This window comes from Rhizocola hellebori (assembly GCF_016862955.1).
In the GTDB taxonomy this organism is placed as follows: domain Bacteria; phylum Actinomycetota; class Actinomycetes; order Mycobacteriales; family Micromonosporaceae; genus Rhizocola; species Rhizocola hellebori.
This window is the reverse complement of sequence record NZ_BONY01000012.1, coordinates 50,237-65,233: the sequence shown is the minus strand read 5'-3', so window position 1 is coordinate 65,233 and position 14,997 is coordinate 50,237. Positions and strand designations below refer to the sequence as shown.

Annotated in this window: 14 protein-coding genes and 1 riboswitch; of the genes, 6 read left to right on the top strand and 8 right to left on the bottom strand. The window is 67.5% G+C overall.

The window, feature by feature from the left end:
* Positions 1–209: 209 nt before the first annotated feature.
* The 6 genes from Rhe02_RS11925 to Rhe02_RS11900 all read left to right on the top strand — a co-directional run bounded on the left by Rhe02_RS11925 (position 210) and on the right by Rhe02_RS11900 (position 8,412).
* On the top strand, positions 210–2,246 hold the full coding sequence (locus tag Rhe02_RS11925; RefSeq protein WP_203908216.1) for a molybdopterin oxidoreductase family protein: 2,037 nt from the start codon (positions 210–212) through the stop codon (positions 2,244–2,246).
* Positions 2,243–3,679 (top strand): FAD-dependent oxidoreductase, encoded by a 1,437-nt coding sequence (locus Rhe02_RS11920; RefSeq protein WP_203908215.1) that lies wholly within the window; start codon positions 2,243–2,245, stop codon positions 3,677–3,679. Before Rhe02_RS11925 ends, Rhe02_RS11920 begins: the two co-directional genes overlap by 4 nt.
* Positions 3,676–6,048: a nitrite reductase large subunit NirB gene (nirB, locus tag Rhe02_RS11915; RefSeq protein WP_275412608.1), complete on the top strand. Its 2,373-nt coding sequence runs from the start codon at positions 3,676–3,678 to the stop codon at positions 6,046–6,048. Before Rhe02_RS11920 ends, nirB begins: the two co-directional genes overlap by 4 nt.
* Positions 6,045–6,374, top strand: a complete 330-nt coding sequence (gene nirD, locus Rhe02_RS11910) for a nitrite reductase small subunit NirD (protein ID WP_203908214.1) — start codon at positions 6,045–6,047, stop codon at positions 6,372–6,374. The genes nirB and nirD overlap by 4 nt, the downstream gene beginning before the upstream one ends.
* A complete protein-coding gene (locus tag Rhe02_RS11905) occupies positions 6,371–7,456 on the top strand; it encodes a uroporphyrinogen-III synthase (RefSeq protein ID WP_203908213.1) in 1,086 nt (361 codons plus the stop codon). The genes nirD and Rhe02_RS11905 overlap by 4 nt, the downstream gene beginning before the upstream one ends.
* Positions 7,457–7,518: 62 nt before the next feature.
* A complete protein-coding gene (locus Rhe02_RS11900; RefSeq protein WP_203908212.1) occupies positions 7,519–8,412 on the top strand; it encodes a hypothetical protein in 894 nt (297 codons plus the stop codon).
* On the opposite strand, the gene thiC is transcribed toward Rhe02_RS11900, so the two are convergent.
* The 8 genes from thiC to Rhe02_RS11860 form a co-directional block, all read right to left on the bottom strand.
* Positions 8,362–9,867: a phosphomethylpyrimidine synthase ThiC gene (gene thiC, locus Rhe02_RS11895; RefSeq protein ID WP_203908211.1), complete on the bottom strand. Its 1,506-nt coding sequence runs from the start codon at positions 9,865–9,867 to the stop codon at positions 8,362–8,364. The genes Rhe02_RS11900 and thiC overlap by 51 nt on opposite strands.
* Positions 9,857–10,651: a bifunctional hydroxymethylpyrimidine kinase/phosphomethylpyrimidine kinase gene (gene thiD, locus Rhe02_RS11890; RefSeq protein ID WP_203908210.1), complete on the bottom strand. Its 795-nt coding sequence runs from the start codon at positions 10,649–10,651 to the stop codon at positions 9,857–9,859. The genes thiC and thiD overlap by 11 nt, the downstream gene beginning before the upstream one ends.
* On the bottom strand, positions 10,648–11,190 hold the full coding sequence (locus Rhe02_RS11885; protein WP_203908209.1) for a thiamine phosphate synthase: 543 nt from the start codon (positions 11,188–11,190) through the stop codon (positions 10,648–10,650). Before Rhe02_RS11885 ends, thiD begins: the two co-directional genes overlap by 4 nt.
* A gap of 37 nt (positions 11,191–11,227) precedes the next feature.
* On the bottom strand, positions 11,228–11,989 hold the full coding sequence (locus tag Rhe02_RS11880; RefSeq protein WP_203908208.1) for a thiazole synthase: 762 nt from the start codon (positions 11,987–11,989) through the stop codon (positions 11,228–11,230).
* 1 nt (position 11,990) lies between these two features.
* Entirely contained in the window at positions 11,991–12,194 is a 204-nt protein-coding gene (gene thiS, locus Rhe02_RS11875; RefSeq protein ID WP_203908207.1) for a sulfur carrier protein ThiS, read from the bottom strand.
* Positions 12,191–13,171: an FAD-dependent oxidoreductase gene (locus Rhe02_RS11870; protein WP_239123694.1), complete on the bottom strand. Its 981-nt coding sequence runs from the start codon at positions 13,169–13,171 to the stop codon at positions 12,191–12,193. The genes thiS and Rhe02_RS11870 overlap by 4 nt, the downstream gene beginning before the upstream one ends.
* Positions 13,168–13,818: a thiamine phosphate synthase gene (gene thiE / locus Rhe02_RS11865; protein ID WP_203908206.1), complete on the bottom strand. Its 651-nt coding sequence runs from the start codon at positions 13,816–13,818 to the stop codon at positions 13,168–13,170. The genes Rhe02_RS11870 and thiE overlap by 4 nt, the downstream gene beginning before the upstream one ends.
* Positions 13,812–13,920: riboswitch (TPP riboswitch) on the bottom strand. It overlaps the preceding gene by 7 nt.
* A 50-nt stretch (positions 13,921–13,970) precedes the next feature.
* The gene (locus Rhe02_RS11860) at positions 13,971–14,975 is read right to left on the bottom strand and encodes a S1 family peptidase (RefSeq protein WP_203908205.1); all 1,005 of its coding nucleotides are present in this window, start codon (positions 14,973–14,975) and stop codon (positions 13,971–13,973) included.
* Between the last annotated feature and the right edge of the window lie 22 nt (positions 14,976–14,997).

The following is a 14,997-nucleotide window of genomic DNA, read 5'->3' as shown; positions in this document are numbered from 1 at the left end:
TGGTATGACCATCGGTCATCCTTTTCTTCGTGCCAAGCAGATGAGTGATTAGCACCTTTTACCCACCGTGAGTTGATCGTCACCCGATGTGTGAATTGCGTGAATCGGCCATTCGGGCACATCGGTATCCTTCGAACGTGCGGGGGCCGTAGCGTGCTCGAAACACATGGGACGCGGCAGTGAAATCGCGATAACCCACGCTGAAGGGCATGCGAGAGGTCGCGACACATTGCCCTTACTGCGCTTTGCAGTGCGGGATGATGCTGCGCGAAGGCGCCGACGGCCGGGTCGAGGTGGGCTCCCGCGATTTTCCGACAAATCGGGGCGGGTTATGCCAGAAGGGCTGGACAGCGGCCGAGCTGCTCGATCATCCGGAAAGGCTTACCACGCCGCTGATCTCCGGTCAGCCTGCCACCTGGGATGAGGCCTACTCGCTGATCGTGGCGAAAATTCTGGACATCCAGCTAACCCATGGGCCTGATGCCGTTGCCGTGTTCGGCGGCGGCGGGCTGACCAATGAGAAGTGCTATTCGCTGGGCAAGTTCGCCCGGGTTGCCCTGGGCACCAAGAACATCGACTACAACGGCCGCTTCTGTATGAGCTCGGCCGCGGCGGCGAGCAATCGCGCCTTCGGCATCGACCGGGGGCTGCCCTTTCCGATGGCCGACATCGCCAAGGCCGACACGCTTCTGCTCGTGGGCGGCAACGTCGCCGAGACCATGCCGCCTTTTGCCCGGTACCTGACGGAGCAAAGGGAAAACGGGGGCGTGCAGATAGTCGTGGACCCGCGCGCCACCATGACCGCGCGCGCCGCCACCATTCATCTGCAGCCCACCCCCGGGACGGATCTGGCGCTCGCCCTTGGGCTTCTCCATCTCGTGATCGCCGAAGGGCTGATCGATCAGTCCTATCTGGACGAGCGGACAGCGGGCTGGGAGGCGGTCCGGGCAAGCGCCGCAGGATACTGGCCCGCCCGCGTGGAACGGATCACGGGGGTACCGGTCACCGACTTGGAAGCCACCGCCCGCGCGCTTGCCAACGGGCGGGCCATCATCCTCACCGCGCGCGGAGCCGAGCAGCACAGCAAGGGCGTGGACACGGTCACCGCCCTCATCAACCTCGCGCTGGCGCTGGGTTTGCCGGGCCGGCCGGGCTCCGGGTACGGGTGTCTCACCGGCCAGGGAAATGGACAGGGCGGACGCGAGCACGGACAAAAAGCCGATCAGCTTCCCGGTTATAGACGAATAGATGATCCTGTTGCCCGTTCGCATGTCGCTTCCGTCTGGGGGGTTGAGCCGGAATCCCTTCCCGGGCCTGGTCTTTCCGCCTATGAGCTACTAGATTGCCTGGGCAAAGAGGTCAAAGCGTTACTTGTCTTCGGCTCCAACCCTGTGGTTTCAGCACCGCATGCGAACAACATCACCAAGCGCCTTGAAAGTCTCGATCTCCTGGTGGTCTGCGACTTTGTCCTCAGTGAGACGGCTGTCATAGCAGATGTTGTTCTGCCTGTAACCCAGTGGGCCGAAGAAGATGGCACTATGACCAATCTGGAGGGCCGTGTTCTTAGAAGACGCGCTCTCCGGGAGCCACCGCCGGGGATAGGGACGGATCTGGCGGTGATTGCCGAGCTTGCCTCCAAGCTCGGCAGCGGAGAAAAAGGTGTGCGGTTTGATTCTGACCCGCACACTGTCTTCGAGGAGCTGCGGCGTGCCACTGCGGGAGGGGTGGCTGATTACGCAGGCGTCACTTGGGAGCGGGTTGACGCCGAGGGCGGCGTTTTCTGGCCCTGCCCCGACGCAGACCGGGCAGGCACGCCGCGGCTCTTCGAGAAATCCTTTGCCACGCCCGATGGCCGGGCCCGCATGGTCGCGGTGGAACACCGCCCCGTGGCCGAAGAGATCGACTCCGACTTTCCGCTGTATCTGACGACCGGACGGGTGCTCACCCAGTACCAGTCGGGGGCGCAGAGCAGACGCGTGAAGTCGTTGCGGGGCGAGCCTTTCATTGAGCTGCATCCCGATCTGGGCTTCGCCGAGGGCCAGCTCGTGAGGGTGACAAGCCGCCGCGGCGAGGCCGTCGCGCCCGCCCGGCTATCGGCCACCATCCGGCCGGACACCGTCTTCATGCCCTTCCACTACGCCGGGGCGGCCCGAGCCAATTCGCTGACCAGCGATGCGCTCGACCCGATCTCCCGGATGCCCGAGTTCAAGGTGTGCGCGGTCCGCCTGGAGGCAGCCCAATCATGAAAATCGTCATTGTTGGCTTCGGCATGGCCGGGGCTCGTCTCGCCGACGAGCTTTCCGCGATGGACGCTGACGTCACCGTCGTCGGAGCGGAGATCCATTCCGCCTACAACCGCATCCTGCTCTCCTCGGTGCTGGCCGGTAAGCACCGCCCGGCCGACATCTCGATGTCCACGCGCGCCAAGGCCCGGGTGGGTGTCGCCGCGATCGCGATCGATCGCGCGGCGCAGACCGTGCGGCTGGCCGACGGCACGCTGCTTCCCTACGACCATCTCGTGCTCGCCACCGGCTCGCAGGCCCTGGTACCCCCGGTTCCCGGCCTGGAGCACGCTTTCACCTTCCGGACGCTCGACGATTGCCACCGCATTCTCGAGGCGGCCGCCACCGCGGAGTCGGCGCTAGTCCTCGGTGGCGGTCTCCTCGGCTTGGAGGCCGCCCGCGGGCTGGCCCTGCGCGGTCTGCGGGTGGAGGTCGTCCACGCCGTCGGCCACCTGATGGAGCGCCAGCTCGATCCGGCCGCCTCGCGCGTCCTGGAGCGCACGCTGGAAGCGCTGCACATCACCGTGCATCTCGCCGCCGCCACCACCTCCGCCCGCTTCCCCGCCATGGCCGGTGCTTCCGCCACCGCCGGTGCCACCGCGACCGCTGGCGCCACCGCCGGCGCCGGTGCGGAGCTGACGCTGGCGGACGGGCGGGTGCTGAGCGCCGACCTGTTGGTGGTGGCGTGCGGGGTAAGGCCCGACGTGGCGCTGGCCAAGCAGGCGGGGCTGGTGGTCGACCGCGGAATTGTGGTGGATGAACGGTTGCGCACCTCGGATCGCCGGATCTCCGCGCTCGGTGACTGTGCCCAGCTCGGCAACGAGGTCGGCGGGCTGGTGGCACCGGCCTGGGAGCAGGCTCGGGTCATCGCCAGGCAGCTGAGCGGCGCCGAGCCGCTCGCCGTCTACTCGCCGGCGGCGCCGGTGACCCGGCTGAAAGCCTCCGGCATCGATCTGGCCGCGATGGGCAGCATGCAGGCCGCGCCGCACGACGAGGATCTCAGCTTCGCCGATCCGGCCCGCGGCACCTACGCACGGCTGCTCATCCGCGACGACCGCGTCGCCGGGGCGGTGATGCTCGGCGACAATCCGAGCATCGGCCAGGTGATCCAGCTCTTCGACCGCCGGGCAACGGTGCCTTCCGACCGGCGAGCACTGCTCCTTGGCAGGGCGATCGGGGGTGGTACACCGTCGACTGTGGACACTCCGGCACTGATGCCGGATGGGGCGACGGTGTGCCAGTGCAATTCAGTCAGCAAGGGCGAGCTCGTCAGGTGCTGGCGCGAAGGGGCGCACGGCATGGAGGCCCTGGTCGGTGCGACCAAGGCGACCACCGGCTGCGGCACCTGCCGCGATGCGGTGGAAGGCATTGTGGATTGGCTGGTGACCGCAGCGTGAAACATCTAGTCATCGCCGGCTATGGGATGGTCGCCCAGCGGTTCCTGGAAGCGCTGACGGAGCGCGACGGCACCCACTGGCAGGTGACGGTGCTGGCCGAGGAGCACCGGCCGGCCTACGACCGGGTGCGGCTCACGTCCTGGTTCGAGGGCGCTGAGCTGGATCTGGGTGGTCCACCGCCCGGGGTGCAGGTGCGGCTCGGGACGCCCGCGATCCAGGTCGACCGGGAACGCAAGCTGATCAATGGCGAAATCCCTTATGACGCCCTGGTTCTGGCCACCGGCTCGCGGCCGTTCGTGCCGCCCTTCCCGGGCGCGGAGAGCTGCCTGGTCTACCGGACCATCGAGGATCTGGAAGCGATGCGGGCCGCCGCGTCAGGAAAGAAGACAGGCGTGGTGCTGGGTGGCGGCCTGCTCGGGCTCGAGGCCGCCAATGCCCTGCGCGGCATGGGCCTGTCCACCCATGTCGTGGAGTTCGCGCCACGGCTGATGCCGATGCAGGTCGACGAGGGCGGCGGTGCAATCCTCAAGCGGCACATAGACGCGCTCGGTGTCACCGTCCACACCGGACGGGGATGTGTCGGCGTAGACCGCCATATCATGACCTTTGCCGACGGCGGCACGCTCGAGGCCGATGTCGTCGTCATCGCGGCCGGCATCCGGCCCCGCGACGAGCTGGTCGATCTGCCCAAGGGTCCGCGCGGCGGCTACCTTGTCGACGAGTCCTGCGCGACCGAAGACCCGGCGATCTGGGCGATCGGAGAATGCGCTGCGCTGCAAGGGGTCTGCTACGGGTTGGTGGCACCCGGCTACGCCATGGCCGAGGTGGTCGCCGATCGGCTGACCGGCGGCACCGCCACGATGGCCACACCCGATACGTCCACCAAGCTCAAACTGCTCGGCGTGGATGTGGCGAGCTTCGGCACCCCGTTCGCCGAGGGGCTCGATGTCGTGATCACCGATCAGGTCACGGGTGTCTACGCCAAGCTGCTTCTCACCGACGACGCGCAGACTCTGCTCGGCGGGATCCTGGTGGGCGATGCCGCGGCCTACCCCTCGCTGCGCGCGTGCCTGGGCGGGCCGTTGCCCGCCTCTCCGCTGTCCGTCCTATCCGGACAGACCAGCACTCCGCTCAACGACGGCGCCCAGGTGTGCTCATGTCACGCGGTGACCAAGGCGCAGGTCACGAATGCGATCACGTTGGGCTGTGCCGACGTACCCGCGCTAAAGGAATGCACCAAAGCGGGGACGGGCTGTGGCTCGTGTGTCCCGCTTCTCAAGCAGCTGCTGACCGAATGCGGTGTCCAGCAGAGCAAAGCGCTGTGCGAGCATTTCGACCTTTCCCGCCAGGAGCTCTTCGACGTCATCCGGGTCCGGCAGATCACCTCCTTCAACCTGCTCATCGCCGAGCACGGACGCGGGCGCGGCTGCGACATATGCAAGCCGGCCGTCGCCTCGATCCTGGCCAGCATGAGCAACGGCTACATCCTCGACGGCGAGCAAGCCGCGTTGCAGGACACCAATGACCACTTCCTGGCCAACATCCAGCGCGACGGCACCTACAGCGTCGTCCCGCGCATCCCCGGCGGTGAGATCACGCCGGACAAGCTCATCGTGGTGGGCGAGGTCGCGCGGGACTTCGGGCTCTACACGAAAATCACCGGTGGCCAGCGCATCGACCTGTTCGGCGCGCGGGTCGAGCAGCTTCCCCAGATCTGGCGACGGCTGGTCGATGCGGGGTTCGAGTCCGGGCACGCCTACGGCAAGGCGCTGCGGACAGTCAAGAGCTGCGTCGGCTCCACCTGGTGCCGCTATGGCGTGCAGGACTCGGTCCGGCTCGCCATCGAGCTCGAGCTGCGGTACAGGGGGCTGCGCGCGCCGCACAAAATAAAGTCGGCCGTCAGCGGCTGCGCCCGCGAATGCGCCGAGGCGCGCAGCAAGGACTTCGGGGTCATCGCCACCGAACAGGGCTGGAACCTTTACGTGGGCGGCAACGGCGGGTTCAAGCCGCGCCACGCCGACCTCTTCCTCACCGACGTCTCGACCGAGGACCTGATCCGCACCATCGACCGCTTCCTCATGTACTACATCCGGACAGCGGATCGCTTGCAGCGCACCGCTTCCTGGATCGAGGCGATGGAGGGCGGCCTCGACCACCTGCGTGAGGTCATCATCGATGACTCGCTCGGCCTGTGCGCCGAACTGGACGCGATGATCGCCCGTCACGTCGAGTCCTACGCCGATGAGTGGCGCGAAACCCTCGATGACCCGCAACGCCTCGCCCGGTTCGTCTCCTTCGTGAACGCGCCGGACACCCCCGACCCCGAAATCAATTTCACATTCGAACGAGGTCAGAAGGTGCCCAGATGAAGACGCAATGGACATTGGTTTGCCCGCTTGAGCGCCTCCAGCCGGAGCGGGGCGCCGCTGCCCTGATCGGCAGCATCCAGGTTGCCCTGATCCGCACCTACGACGGTGCGGTTTTCGCCATCGACAACCGCGATCCCCTGGCCGGGGCGCAGGTCATGTCCCGGGGCATCGTCGGCTCGCGGGGCGACGCGCCCACCATCGCCTCGCCCTTGCACAAGCAGGTCTACGACCTGCGTACGGGTGAGTGCCTCGACGTTCCAGGCGTCAGCCTGCCCACCTATCCGGTGCGATGTAACGGTGGACTGGTTGAAGTGGCTGTCTCATGACAGAACTCTCGGGGTTCACCATCGGCGTCACCGCTGACCGAAGACGCGACGAGCTCGCCGCGCTCTTGGAGCGGCGGGGAGCACGGGTGGTTATCGCCCCGGCGTTGCGGATAGTGCCGCTGCACGACGATTCGCAACTGCGCGAGGCCACCAGGCGCTGTCTGGACACCCCACCGGACATCGTGGTCGCCAACACCGGCATCGGCATGCGCGGCTGGCTGGAGGCGGCCGAGGGCTGGGGTTTGGCCGACCCGCTGCGGCTGGTTCTCGCCGACGCCTACATCCTGGCGCGCGGGCCCAAAGCGCGCGGCGCGGTGCGGGCGGCCGGGCTGGTCGACCGATGGTCGCCCGACTCGGAAAGCTGCGACGAGTGCCTGGCCCATCTGCTGCGGCGCGGGGTGAGCGGCACGGTCATCGCCGTACAGCTGCACGGGGAGCAGCAGCCTGAGTTCTGCGCCTCGCTGCGCGCGGCCGGGGCCGAGGTCATCGAGGTGCCCGTCTACCGGTGGGCGCCTCCGCTGGATTCGGCTCCGCTGCACCGTCTCGTCGACCTGATCACCAGCCGGCTGGTGGATGCGATCACGTTCACCTCCGCTCCCGCCGTGGGGGCTTTGCTCGCCGCGGCCGGGGTGGGGGCCGATGCCGTGATGGAGGCGCTTCGCTCCGACGTGCTGGCTGCCTGCGTCGGCCCGGTGACCGCTGCGCCGCTTATCCGCCAAGGGATCCCGGTCATCGCCCCGGGCCGGGCGCGGTTGGGGGCCCTGGTCCGCGCGATCGCCGACGAACTTCCCCAGCGCGCTATCTCCATCGAGGTGGCCGGCCACTCGCTGGTGTTGCGGGGGCACGCGGCGATGGTCGATGGTGCGCTGCGGCCACTGGCCCCGGCACCTATGGCCGTTCTGCGCGCGCTGGCGACGGTACCGGGAAAGGTTCGCTCGCGAGCATCGCTGTTGCCCGCGCTGCCTCGGGGGGCCGACGAGCATGCCGTGGAAATGGCGGTGGCCCGGCTAAGGGCTGGCCTGGGCAACCCGTCGTTCGTACAGACCGTGGTCAAACGGGGCTATCGACTGCCGGTCGACTAGCGGTATGTTCCCCGCGTGAAGCGCTCTCTACCGCCTCGCCACTTCGTTGGTGGATGTCCGAAATGAAGTTTTGGGCACGGATTTTCGCGGCCGGATTCGCCAGTGCCGCCCTCATCAGCGCAGCTCAATTCGGTGTGGTCTATGGGCTCGGCGCGTTACGGCTCAATCGTGACTTCGCCGAGGCCGATGGCGACTGGAACATCCAGCTGACCTGGATCGCCTGGTTCATCCTGACCGCCGTGGTCGGCGGCGGGGCCTATGCGGCCGGCCTGTCGCGCCTGCTCACCAAGCGGCTCAGCGTCGGCATCGGGGTGCGCCTGGTCGCCGCGAGCGCTGCCGGGCTGGGCGCCGGTGTGGCCAGCCTCCCGCTGACGGTCTATCCGGCGATCGACGCCAAGCTCGGTCTTCCGGTCAACCCCGCCATAACGGTGGCTTTCACGGTCTGCGCCGCGCTCGCGGTGGGGATAGGGATGAGCGCCATCATCGCCGGGAACGCACCGATGACCACCAATGTCGCCTATTTCACGTTCTCCATCTGGGTACTGGCCGTGGTCTCCATCAGCGAAATCCCGCCGCTGTTCGGCCGGCTCTATCTCGAGCAGCCGAGGCTGGGCGTGCTCGACATCAGCACGCTTGAACCGATCCCGCGGGCGTCGTTCAGCATGCCCGTGTTGGCCGCGGCGGTGGGCATCCTGGTGGCCATCGTGGGCCGGGCACGGCGGCAACCCCGCATCCTGATCGCGTTGAGCGGCACGGCCGGTCCACTGCTGGCCGGCCTCGCCTACCTGCTCAGCGGGCCCGGCCCGCAGAAGCTGACCGGCCAGGCCGACGGCTATCTGGGGGCGATGATCGCCGTCGTGGTCGGGTTGACCCTCTCGACGATCATCGCGTTGCTTCCCCGCAGCTCACGCGAGCGGCAGGTATACCCGACCGCCCGAAGCGACGAATTCCTCTGACTTCTCCTTCATCCCCGCCGCTTTGATCTCGTGACTGATCTTCATCGAACAGAACTTCGGCCCGCACATAGAGCAGAAGTGAGCCGTTTTTGCGGCCGGGGCCGGAAGTGTCTCGTCGTGGTACTCGCGCGCGGTTACCGGGTCGAGGGAAAGGTTGAACTGGTCCTCCCAGCGGAATTCGAAGCGCGCCTTGGACAGCGCGTCGTCCCACGCCTGCGCGCCCGGGTGGCCTTTGGCCAGATCGGCGGCGTGCGCTGCGATCTTGTAGGCGATCACCCCGGCCTTGACGTCTTCGCGGTTGGGCAGGCCCAGATGCTCTTTGGGGGTCACGTAGCAGAGCATGGCGGTGCCGTACATGGCGATCATGGCCGCACCAATGGCTGACGTGATGTGGTCGTAGGCGGGCGCGATGTCGGTGGTCAGCGGGCCCAGCGTGTAGAAGGGCGCCTCGTGGCACCACTGCTGCTGCAGGTCGACGTTCTCCTTGATTTTGTGCATCGGCACGTGACCCGGCCCTTCGATCATCACCTGGACGTCGTGCTCCCACGCGATCTTCGTCAGCTCACCGAGCGTGCGCAGCTCGGCAAGCTGGGCCTCGTCGTTGGCGTCGGCGATGGAACCCGGCCGCAGGCCGTCCCCGAGCGAGAAGGTGATGTCGTACTTGGCGAACAGCGCGCACAGCTCGGCGAAGTTGGTGTACAGGAAGTTCTCCTCGTGATGCGCCAAGCACCAGGCGGCCATGATGGAGCCGCCGCGCGACACGATGCCGGTGACCCGATCCGTGGTGAGCGGGATGTGCGGCAGCAGCACCCCGGCGTGCACGGTCATGTAGTCCACGCCCTGCTCGGCCTGCTCGATGATGGTGTCCCGGTACAGCTCCCAGCTCAGCTTGATCGGGTCGCCATTGCACTTTTCGAGGGCTTGGTAGATGGGCACCGTCCCGATCGGGACAGCCGAGTTGCGGACAATCGCCTCGCGGGTGGCGTGGATGTGCGGTCCGGTGGACAGATCCATCACCGTGTCCGCGCCCCATCTCGTGGCCCAGGTGAGCTTTTCCACCTCGGTGGCGACATCCGAGGTGACCGCCGAGGTGCCGATGTTCGCGTTTACCTTGACCAGAAACGCTTTCCCAATGATCATCGGTTCCAGCTCGGGATGGTTGACGTTGGCGGGAAGCACCGCTCGGCCCGCCGCAATCTCGTGCCGCACCAGTTCCGGCTCGACACCCTCGCGGGTCGCCACAAACTCCATCTCCTTGGTAATCACCCCCTGCCGCGCCAACGCCAGCTGGGTGACCGGTCCACCGGCCCGCTGCGCAATCCAGTCCCTTCGGGGCAGACTGTCGAAAGTGGACGGACCCGACGTGTCATAGAGCAGAACCGGCGGGTTGTCCTCCGCCAGCTCCACCGACGCGAAAGGCACCCTGAGCGAGCCGACATAGACCTTACGTCGCATCTTGACCCCTAACGAAGTGATTCAATGGCCCGACACCGCTGCCAAGCCGCCATCCCTGCGCCGCGATCAGCGCCGCGCGCACATATCGCTTCGCAAAGTCGATCGAGTCCTCCAGCGGGTAGCCGAGCGCTAGACGCGCTGTGATCGCCGCGGAGTAGGTGCATCCGGTGCCGTGGGTGTTGCGGGTGTCCACGCGTGGGGCTTTGAGCATCCGCACGCCTTTTGACGTCCACATCGCGTCCACCGCGTCCTCGCCCACGCCCTCACCACCGGTCACCACCACACACTTGGCGCCGTGCGCGGCCAGTTGCGAGGCCGCGCCGGCCATGTCGGTCGGAGTCGACACCTGCCAGCCGAGCAAAGCCGAAGCCTCGGACTGGTTAGGGGTGATCACTGTGGCGTAGGGCAGCAGCCGCTCGATGGCGCTCGCGATGCCCAGCCTGCGCCCGCTCGATGCGGTCAGCACCGGATCCACCACCAAATTGGGCAGCTCACCAGCTCTGGCCCGAGCCGTGATGGTCGCCGCGATCTCCCCGCTGGCCACCATGCCCACCTTCACCGCGGCCACCTGGAAGTCATCCAGCACCGCGGCCAGCTGCAGCCCCACCACGGTGGGTGGCAACGCGAACACGTCCCTGACCTCCACCGTGTTCTGCGCCGTGACCGCGGTCAGCACCGAAGTGCCGTAGCAGCCGAGCGCCGCGAAGGTCTTCAGATCGGCCTGAATCCCTGCCCCTGCACCGGAATCGGACCCCGCGATGGTCAGCGCAACCGTTGGTGTCATGCCAGCAGTCCTCGCACCACGGCCGCGGGATCCTCCGCGCGCATGATCGCCCCCATGACGGCCACGCCGGCCGCCCCCGCTTCCCGGCATGCCCTTGCTTGCGCCGGGGTTTCTATACCCCCTAAAGCCACTATTTCCTTGGTACCAATGCCAAGCGCGCTAACGCCAAGAGCCGGCCCATATCCGGGCTTGCTACGGCTGGGGAAGATCGGCGACAGCGTCACATAGTCCTCTTTGGATCGCATGACCTCAGCCTTGTCGTGGCAGGACCGCCCTGTCAACCTGGCTGCTACAGCTGACTCGGTCGAGCTAAGGTGCACGGCGTTCCCGCCGAGCCGATCGGCCCCCGCAGCGATGACACAGGCCCCCAGCGCCCGCAACGCCTCCGCCAGCTCGAGCCGCTCCTCGCGCCCCAAATCCTTCTCCCGCAACAAAACCGTCCGCGCTCCACCCTCCAGAGCCCGCGCCACCACCTCCACCAGCCGCGCCTTCCCCCCAGCCATCCCCCGATCGGTAACCACCACCAACCCCAACTCCATCCCCTTCACCCTTCACCCGCCACGGCGCGGTGGGGGGTCACCATGTGGGGTGGCCGGGGGTGGAGGCTTGGGCGTGGGTGAGGCGGGGGATGCGGCCGGCTCTTGCGGCGAGCCGGCCCGCTATCACCGCATGGCGCATGGCGGCGGCCATCGCGGTTGGGTCCTGGGCGCGGGTGACTGCGCTGGCGAGCAGGACCGCGTCGCAGCCCAGCTCCATCGCGAGCGCGGCGTCGCTGGCCGTGCCGATGCCGGCGTCGAGGATCACCGGGCAGGTGACGGCCTCCCGAAGCAGCTCCAGGTGGTGCGGGTTGGTGATGCCGAGGCCCGAACCGATGGGCGCTCCGGCCGGCATCACCGCCGCGCAGCCGAGGTCGGCCAGGCGGCGGGCGAGGACCGGATCGTCTGTGGTGTAAGGCAAAACCACGAACCCGTCGGCAACCAGCTGGGCGGCAGCCTTGATCAGCTCAACCGCGTCGGGCAACAGGGTCCGCTCGTCGCCTATGACCTCCAGCTTGACCCAGTCCGTACCGAACGCCTCCCGGCCAAGCCGAGCCGTGCGCACCGCGTCGGCGGCTGTGTAGCATCCGGCCGTGTTGGGTAAAAGCCTTACCCCGCAACGTTCCAGCACCTCCATCAGGCTGGGCGTGGTGACGTCGACGCGGCGCAGCGCGACCGTGACGAGCTGAGCGCCGGAGGCCACGATTGCCCTTTCGAGCGCCAGCAGGCTGGTCGCGCCGCCGGTGCCGAGGATGAGCCGGCTGCTGAAATCGGTGTCGGCCAAGCGAAGCAGGTCATCCATCTCAGCCGCCCTGTGCCGCGCTGAGAACCTCGACCCGGTCTCCGTCGCGCAGGTGATGGGTGGGCCAGTCCCCTCGGCGCACCACCTCGCCGTTGACCGCCACCGCGATTCCCCTGGCGGGCAACACAAGCTCGCTCAGCAGCTCGGCCACGGTCTGGTCGGGGACCACCTCTCGCGGCGTGTCGTTGAGGATGACTATGTTCATGCGAACCTCCCGGGCTGGAACGGCTGCCAAATCGCGGGCAGCGGCTTGCCTTCCACCAAGTCGGCGATGGCTGTCGCGGTCAGCGGAGCCGCCAGCACGCCGTGCCGGTAGTGTCCGGTCGCGACAAGCAGATCCGGGCGCAGCTGACCGACGATCGGTGCGCCGTCCGGTGTGGCGGGACGATGCCCGACCGACACCTCGGCCAGCGTGTGCTCGGCCAGGTCTGGCACCAGATCGGTGGCGGAGCGCAGCAGGTCACGAACCTCACCCGCGCTCGCCGCCGTGTCGGCGCTTTCGCGCATGCTTGCGCCCATCAGCACTTCGCCGTCGTCGCGCGGCACCAGATAGACCGGCCTTCGGTCGGCTATCCCCCGAATCACATGGTCGAGCAGGTGCGGGCCGCGCAGGCGAAGCACCACTCCCTTGACCGGACGGATGGGCAAACCCCATGCGGCGCTGCCTATTCCGGCCGCGAGCACGGTGATGTCGACGTCGTCCAGCGACTCGGCGACCGTAACCTCTGACAGCAGCCGGTTGACCACCCGCCTGGGATCGACCTGGTGATCCGCCGGGACCAGGACACCACGGGCCCGCGGATGCAGGCTCGGCTCGACATCGCTGGGGGCGACCGGCTCCACCGCGAAGCCCAGCGTCTTCTGGTGTTCCCACAGGCGCTTCAGATCCGCGAGATCGTCGACGGTGAGTCCAATCTGGAGTGTTCCTTCGCTGCGGTAGCCGAGGTCCCCGCCGAGCGCCGTCACGAAACCGGGCCAGGCCGCGGCCGCCTCCACGAGCAGCCGGGTCAGCTCGTGCTCACCGAAGTACGACTCCCCCACGGGCGCAAGCATTCCGGCCGCCACGTGCGAGGCGCCTCGCCCCGGCGCGGGGTCGACAACCACGACTTCGTGCCCGCGCCGCGAGCATTCCCAGCCGATGCTGAGCCCAATGATTCCACCACCGATGACGCCCACCCTCACGGCGCCAGCACCCTCGGCTCGCTGTGGACCGTGTGCCGCGACACCGTGTCGAGAAGGTCAGCCAGGGCCCGGCATGGGTCTTTGGCTTCCGCCACTGCGGCTACCACCGCCACCCCGTGGGCACCCGCGGCCAGCAGTGACGGGACGCGCTCGAGGGTGACGCCGCCGATCGCGATGACCGGGGCGTAGGGGGTCACCTGAGCCAATCCGGACGGACCAAGTGGAGCTGGTAGACCGTCCTTTGTGGAGCTTTGGAAACAGGGCCCCACTCCGACATAGGTGGCACCGTCGAGCATTGCCTGCTTCGCGGTGGGCGCGTCACGAGCTGTCGCGCCGAGCACCGCCCCCGCGCCGAGCAGGCGCCTCGCCACGGAAACCGGAAGGTCTTGCGCGCCTACATGGGCGCCGCCGGCCCCGGCGGCCAGAGCGATGTCTAACCGGTCGTTGACGAGCAGCAGTACCCCCAAATCGCTTGTCATGGCAAGGATTTCGAGGGCCTGGTAGTAAACGAGACGGTCGGGCCAGTCGTCGGCGGGACGGAACTGAATCACCAGGTCCGCGGTGGCCACGCTCAACACGGAACGCACTTGGCGCACCGGATCCGCGCCGGGCCTGCTGTCGGTGATGAGGTGGACTCTGCCCAGCATGCTGGTCTCCTCCCTGCGCCGGCATGATCCGGATCAGGTTCTACGGTCGGGGCTACTAAGCCCCCTCTCAGCCCGGTGCACCGGACTCCCGTGGGTCGTGTGAAAAGCTGACGGCAGCCTAACGCCGCCGCCAGCTCCTGTGCAACTTCAGGTCAGCCGCCGATCTGGACGCCGTAACGGCTCAGAACCTCGGGAACCGGCTGGAAGAAGGTGGTTCCACCGGAGGTGCAGTTTCCACTGCCGCCTGAGGTGAGACCGAGAGCAACCGACCCCGCGTACATCGAGCCGCCGCTGTCGCCAGGCTCGGCGCAAACGTTGGTGCGGATCATCTGGAAGACGGAGCCCTGAGCGTAGTTGACCGTGGCGTTCAGGCCGGTGACGGTGCCGCCCCGGTTGCCAGTGGTGCTGCCGTGACGGCGGACAGCCTGGCCGACCACTGCGTTACCGGCCGACGTGATGGTCTGGCCGTTCGCGATGGCGCTGGGGTGGTTGGTGTAGGAGGCGTTGTAGCGCACGATCCCGTAGTCGTTGGTCGGGAAGCTTGTCCCCGTCCGGGTTCCGAGGGTCGTCGAGCCATCGTTCCAGGTGGCGCCGATGTTGGTGCAGTGACCGGCGGTGATGAAGTAGAAGGTGTTGCCGCTGCGCACGTTGAAACCGAGCGAGCAGCGAGCGCCGCTGACATAGATGGCGTTGCCGCCACGGATGTTGTTCTTCAGCACACCGGTCATCTTCTCGACGCGGGCCATGCCACCGGCGCGGGCAACCGCGGTCTTGACCGCGGCAAGTTTCTCACCGGTAACGGTTTCGTCGATGTCTACGACAACCTGGTTGGTGGAGGGATCCACCGACCATGCGGTGCCGGCGACGTGTGGGTCAAGGTCACTGACGACTGCGTTCAGGGCCGCGGCACTGAACTTGACCACCTGAGCCGTGCCACCCTTGGCACGGATCTGGGCGGCGGCGGCTTCGTTCGTGACTGCAACGACCACGCGGCCGTTGGAGACATAGCTGCCTGCGGACTGAGTGTCGTCGAGGCCGTTGGCCAGCGCTGCTTGCGCGTAAATGTCATACGCGGCTTCCGCTGGCGCGCCAGCGAGACCGCCGACCACCAATCCAGCGGCGGTGGCTACGACCATTGCGCGTCGGGTGAGGCGCATTGTTCCTCCCTCGGGGGTAAAG

What these genes read in the sequence shown, in the direction of transcription:
- Rhe02_RS11920 (WP_203908215.1), top strand. Translation starts at nt 2,243, where the DNA reads ATGAAAATCGTCATTGTTGGCTTCGGCATGGCCGGGGCTCGTCTCGCC.
- Rhe02_RS11905 (WP_203908213.1), top strand. Translation starts at nt 6,371, where the DNA reads ATGACAGAACTCTCGGGGTTCACCATCGGCGTCACCGCTGACCGAAGA.
- Rhe02_RS11860 (WP_203908205.1), bottom strand. Translation starts at nt 14,975, where the DNA reads ATGCGCCTCACCCGACGCGCAATGGTCGTAGCCACCGCCGCTGGATTG.
- Rhe02_RS11885 (WP_203908209.1), bottom strand. Translation starts at nt 11,190, where the DNA reads ATGGAGTTGGGGTTGGTGGTGGTTACCGATCGGGGGATGGCTGGGGGG.
- Rhe02_RS11925 (WP_203908216.1), top strand. Translation starts at nt 210, where the DNA reads ATGCGAGAGGTCGCGACACATTGCCCTTACTGCGCTTTGCAGTGCGGG.
- thiS (WP_203908207.1), bottom strand. Translation starts at nt 12,194, where the DNA reads ATGAACATAGTCATCCTCAACGACACGCCGCGAGAGGTGGTCCCCGAC.
- Rhe02_RS11880 (WP_203908208.1), bottom strand. Translation starts at nt 11,989, where the DNA reads ATGGATGACCTGCTTCGCTTGGCCGACACCGATTTCAGCAGCCGGCTC.
- Rhe02_RS11900 (WP_203908212.1), top strand. Translation starts at nt 7,519, where the DNA reads ATGAAGTTTTGGGCACGGATTTTCGCGGCCGGATTCGCCAGTGCCGCC.
- nirD (WP_203908214.1), top strand. Translation starts at nt 6,045, where the DNA reads ATGAAGACGCAATGGACATTGGTTTGCCCGCTTGAGCGCCTCCAGCCG.
- thiC (WP_203908211.1), bottom strand. Translation starts at nt 9,867, where the DNA reads ATGCGACGTAAGGTCTATGTCGGCTCGCTCAGGGTGCCTTTCGCGTCG.
- thiD (WP_203908210.1), bottom strand. Translation starts at nt 10,651, where the DNA reads ATGACACCAACGGTTGCGCTGACCATCGCGGGGTCCGATTCCGGTGCA.
- thiE (WP_203908206.1), bottom strand. Translation starts at nt 13,818, where the DNA reads ATGCTGGGCAGAGTCCACCTCATCACCGACAGCAGGCCCGGCGCGGAT.